Origin of the sequence: Streptomyces rubellomurinus (assembly GCF_000961885.1) — a bacterium.
Classification (GTDB): Bacteria; Actinomycetota; Actinomycetes; order Streptomycetales; family Streptomycetaceae; genus Kitasatospora; species Kitasatospora rubellomurina.
Genome location: NZ_JZKH01000231.1, coordinates 1 through 1,691, shown reverse-complemented (window position 1 = coordinate 1,691; position 1,691 = coordinate 1). Strand labels below are relative to the sequence as shown.

1 protein-coding gene is annotated in these 1,691 nt (G+C 74.2%); it reads right to left on the bottom strand.

Translation table 11 applies throughout. The annotated features are described in order from the left end of the window. Window positions 1–1,691: type I polyketide synthase (locus VM95_RS37470; protein ID WP_045705860.1), on the bottom strand; the 1,691-nt coding region annotated here is incomplete at both ends.

The window sequence follows — 1,691 nt, the reverse complement described above, 5'->3', positions numbered from 1 at the left end:
CACCGTCCAGCTCCGGCCCTTCCAGCACCCGACCCAAAACGGTGGAGTAGAAGGGAACGGACGCACGGCCGGGCGTCAGGTCGGCGAACTCCTCCGCCAGGCCCGGCAACAGCGGGTCCATCTGCGCGCTGTGGGAGGCGTAGTCGACGTTCACCCGGCGGCAGAACACGCCCTGCTGCTGCAGGTCCGCCACCAGACGGTCCAGAGCGTCGGCCTCGCCGGACACGACCGTGGAGGCGGAGGTGTTGACGGCCGCGACGGAGAGCCTGCCGTCGTAGGCGGCGAGCAGGTCCTCCACCTGGCCGACCGGGCGCTCGACCAGCGCCATGCCGCCGATGCCGGTCACCGCGCGCACGGCGGCCGAGCGGCGGGCGACCACCTTGGCGCCCTGCTCCAGCGTGAGAACGCCGGAGACGACGGCCGCGACGACCTCGCCCTGGCTGTGGCCGACCACGGCGCTGGGCTCGACGCCCCAGGAGCGCCACAGGGCGGACAGGGCGACACCCATGGCGAACAGCGCCGGCTGGACCACGTCCACCCGGTCGACGGGCGGGTGATCGCCACCGCCACCGGCGAGGACGTCCAGGACCGACCAGCCCGTGATCGGACGCAGCGCCGCGTCGCACGCCACGACCGCGTCGCGGAAGACCGGGGACTGCTCCAGCAGGGCAGCGCCCATGCCGAGCCACTGGCTCCCCTGGCCCGGGTACACGAACACGACCTCGCCGGGGTGACCCGCGAGGTTGGTCGAACCACCGGCGGCCACCTCGCGAAGGGCCTTGGCCGCGTCCGCGGCCGAGTCCGCGATCACGACGGCGCGGTGCTCGAAGTGGGTGCGGTGGCGGGCGGCGGTCAGGGCGACGTCCGCCAGCGGGATGCCGGGACGGCCGTCGAGCCAGTCGGCCCAGCGGCCGGCTTGTTCCCGCAGCGCGGCTTCGTCGCGGCCCGAGACGAGCAGCGGGAGGGCGGCCTGCGGCTGCGGCTCCTGCGGGGCCGCCTCGGTCGTGGGGGCTTCTTCCAGGATGAGGTGGGCGTTGGTGCCGCTCAGGCCGAAGGACGAGACGCCCGCGCGGCGGACGCGCTCGCCGCGCTCCCAGCTGGTGGCTTCCTGGAGGAGGGCGAGCCCGCTGCCGTCCCACTCGACGTGCGGGCTCGGCTCGTCGGCGTGCAGGGTGCGCGGCAGCACACCGTTCTCCAGGGCCAGCACCATCTTGATCACGCCGATGACACCGGCGGCCGCCTGCGCGTGGCCGATGTTCGACTTCGAAGAGCCGAGGAGCAGCGGGCGGTCGGCGGAACGGTGGGGCCCGAACACCTCGGCCAGGGCACCGGCTTCGATGGGGTCGCCGAGGGAGGTGCCGGTGCCGTGCGCCTCGATCGCGTCGATGTCGGCGGCGGAGAGGCGGGCCGCCGCCAGGGCGTCCTGGATGACGCGCTGCTGGGAGGGGCCGTTCGGCGCCGTCAGCCCCTGGCTGCGCCCGTCCTGATTGATCGCACTGCCCTTGATGACCGCGAGAACGCGGTCCCCATCCCGCTGAGCGGCGGAGAGGCGCTTGAGGACGAGGATGCCGCAGCCCTCCGCCCAACCGGCGCCGTCCGCACCGGCGCCGAAGCTCTTGCAGCGCCCGTCCGCCGCCATGCCCCGCAGCCGGCTGAACTCCACGAACAGCGCCGGGGTGTTCATGACGGTG